Source organism: Ruegeria sp. YTSA168 (assembly GCF_059610045.1).
Window position 1 is genome coordinate 1 of record NZ_JBXWMW010000032.1, and the last position, 2,990, is coordinate 2,990.

General features: G+C 59.4%; 3 protein-coding genes. All 3 read left to right on the forward strand.

Features of this window, described 5'->3' with window-relative positions; translation table 11 throughout:
- Window positions 1-4: 4 nt before the first annotated feature.
- Genes AC2FFE_RS20820 through folD form a run of 3 tightly spaced genes read left to right on the forward strand, consistent with a single transcriptional unit; the run spans window position 5 to window position 2,987 of the window.
- On the forward strand, window positions 5-1,681 hold the full coding sequence (locus AC2FFE_RS20820; RefSeq protein ID WP_496847601.1) for a formate--tetrahydrofolate ligase: 1,677 nt from the start codon (window positions 5-7) through the stop codon (window positions 1,679-1,681).
- A 58-nt stretch (window positions 1,682-1,739) separates the two neighbouring features.
- A complete protein-coding gene (locus tag AC2FFE_RS20825; RefSeq protein WP_496821250.1) occupies window positions 1,740-2,045 on the forward strand; it encodes a chorismate mutase in 306 nt (101 codons plus the stop codon).
- A 51-nt stretch (window positions 2,046-2,096) separates the two neighbouring features.
- Window positions 2,097-2,987 (forward strand): bifunctional methylenetetrahydrofolate dehydrogenase/methenyltetrahydrofolate cyclohydrolase FolD, encoded by an 891-nt coding sequence (folD, locus tag AC2FFE_RS20830; protein ID WP_496821251.1) that lies wholly within the window; start codon window positions 2,097-2,099, stop codon window positions 2,985-2,987.
- The last annotated feature ends 3 nt before the right edge of the window (window positions 2,988-2,990 follow it).

A 2,990-nucleotide genomic window follows, 5' to 3' on the forward strand; every position in this document is an offset into this window, starting at 1 on the left:
CCCAATGAGCTATAAATCTGACATCGAAATCGCGCGTGAGGCGAACAAGAAGCCGATTCAGGAAATCGGTGCCAAGCTGGGTATCTCCAGCGATGATCTGCTGCCCTATGGCCATGACAAGGCGAAGGTCAGCCAGGACTTCATCAACTCGGTGCAGGGCCGCGAAGACGGCAAGCTGATCCTGGTCACCGCGATCAACCCGACCCCGGCGGGTGAGGGTAAGACCACCACCACTGTTGGTCTGGGCGATGGTCTGAACCGCATTGGCAAGAACGCGATGATCTGTATTCGCGAAGCCTCGCTTGGCCCGAACTTCGGCATGAAGGGCGGCGCTGCGGGCGGCGGCTATGCGCAGGTTGTTCCGATGGAAGAGATGAACCTGCACTTCACAGGTGACTTCCACGCCATCACCTCGGCCCACTCACTGCTGTCGGCGATGATCGACAACCACATCTATTGGGGCAACGAGTGCGATATCGACATCCGTCGTGTTGCATGGCGTCGCGTGGTCGACATGAACGACCGCGCGCTGCGTCAGATCACGGCGTCTCTGGGCGGTGTGTCGAACGGCTTCCCGCGTGAGACGGGCTTTGACATCACCGTTGCATCTGAGGTCATGGCGATCCTTTGCCTGGCCAACGACCTGAAAGACCTGGAAAAGCGTCTGGGCGACATCATCGTTGCTTACCGCCGCGACAAGACCCCGGTTTACTGTCGCGACATCAAGGCCGAAGGCGCAATGACAGTACTGCTGAAGGATGCGATGCAGCCGAACCTGGTGCAGACACTGGAAAACAATCCCGCCTTTGTGCACGGCGGCCCGTTCGCCAACATCGCACATGGCTGCAACTCGGTCATCGCGACCAAAACCGCGCTGAAAGTTGCTGACTATGTCGTGACCGAAGCGGGCTTTGGCGCCGATCTGGGCGCCGAGAAGTTCATGAACATCAAGTGCCGCAAGGCGGGCATCGCACCGTCGGCCGTTGTTCTGGTTGCTACCGTGCGCGCGATGAAGATGAACGGCGGTGTGGCCAAGGCTGATCTGGGTGCAGAGAACGTTGATGCAGTTCAGTCGGGCTGTGCCAATCTGGGTCGCCATATCGAGAACGTCAAATCCTTCGGCGTTCCGGTTGTTGTCGCCATCAACCACTTTGTCACCGATACGGATGCCGAAGTGCAGGCCGTGAAAGACTATTGTGGTGATCATGGGGTCGAGGCGGTTCTGTCGCGTCACTGGGAACTGGGCTCGGAAGGGTCAGCGCCGCTGGCCGAGAAAGTGGTCGAAATCGTTGAAGGTGGCAGCGCGAACTTCGCTCCGATCTACCCGGACGAGATGCCGTTGTTCGAGAAGATCGAAACCATCGCCAAGCGCATCTACCGCGCCGACGAGGTTCTGGCCGACAACAAGATCCGCAACCAACTGCGCGAATGGGAAGAAGCAGGCTATGGCAACCTGCCGGTCTGTATGGCAAAAACCCAGTATTCGTTCTCGACCGATCCGACCCTGCGCGGCGCACCCACCGGCCATTCGGTTCCGGTGCGTGAGGTCCGCCTGTCGGCAGGTGCCGGTTTCATCGTGGTCGTCTGCGGTGAGATCATGACCATGCCGGGCCTGCCACGCAAACCGGCCGCTGAAACCATCTGCCTTAACGACGCAGGTGAGATCGAGGGCTTGTTCTAAGCGCCTGAATGATACATCTCGTGGTCTGGGGATATCCCTGGGCCATGAGGAGAGAAACATGCCCACTCTGATACCGCCGCAAGACTGTCGCTCGATGCGGGAATTGCGGCCTCAGATCGACAAGCTGGACCGCCAATTGATCGAATTGTTGGTAACGCGCGCGGGCTATATCGACCGCGCATCACAGCTGAAACCCGGCGAGGGGCTGCCCGCCCGTATCCCGGATCGCGTCGAAGAGGTGGTGCAGCGTGTGCGCAAGAGCTCGGATGAATTGGGCATGGATCCCGATCTTGCAGAGAAGCTCTGGCGCATTTTGATTGACTGGTCGATCGCCCGCGAAGAACGCGTGATCGGCGCTGACTGACCGAACAGGCGCCGCGTGCGCCTGCTCCGTTTTGGAAGAGGGGATTGAGAAATGGTAGCCCAGGTTATCGACGGCAAAGCCTTTGCTGCAAAAGTACGTGCGCAGGTGGCTGATCAGGTTGCAAAGCTGAAAGAAGAAAATGGCATCACACCCGGTCTGGCCGTGGTGCTGGTGGGCGAGGACCCGGCGAGCCAGGTCTATGTCCGCTCGAAAGGCAAGCAGACCGTTGAGGTCGGCATGAACTCATACGAACACAAGCTGGACGTGGATACCTCGGAAGAGGATTTGTTGGCGCTGATCAACAAACTGAACAATGACCCTGCTGTGCATGGTATTCTGGTACAGTTGCCGCTGCCCAAGCATCTGAACGAAGATCTGGTGATCAATTCGATTGATCCGGCCAAGGACGTTGACGGTTTCCACATTTCGAATGTGGGCCTGCTGGGCACCGGTCAGAAGTCGATGGTTCCGTGTACCCCTCTGGGCTGCCTGATGATGCTGCGCGACTATCATGGATCGCTGTCGGGTATGGACGCAGTGGTCATTGGCCGGTCGAATATCGTGGGCAAGCCGATGGCACAGCTGCTGCTGGGCGACAGCTGCACCGTAACCATTGCGCATAGCCGCACCAAGGACCTGCCGGATGTGGTCCGCCGCGCCGATATCGTGGTTGCCGCTGTTGGCCGGCCCGAGATGGTGCCGGGCGACTGGATCAAGGAGGGTGCCACCGTGATTGACGTGGGCATCAACCGGATCGAACGTAACGGCAAAAACAAACTGGTCGGCGACGTCGATTATGCCAGCGCGGCCGAGCGCGCAGGCGCCATCACCCCGGTCCCCGGTGGCGTCGGCCCGATGACCATCGCCTGCCTGCTCGCAAACACCGTCACAGCAGCATGCCGCGCAAACAAACTGCCAGAACCCGAAGGCCTGACGGCCTGAGCC

Coding starts and splice junctions, on each gene's coding strand:
- folD (WP_496821251.1), top strand. CDS start 2,097: ATGGTAGCCCAGGTTATCGACGGCAAAGCCTTTGCTGCAAAAGTACGT.
- AC2FFE_RS20825 (WP_496821250.1), top strand. CDS start 1,740: ATGCCCACTCTGATACCGCCGCAAGACTGTCGCTCGATGCGGGAATTG.
- AC2FFE_RS20820 (WP_496847601.1), top strand. CDS start 5: ATGAGCTATAAATCTGACATCGAAATCGCGCGTGAGGCGAACAAGAAG.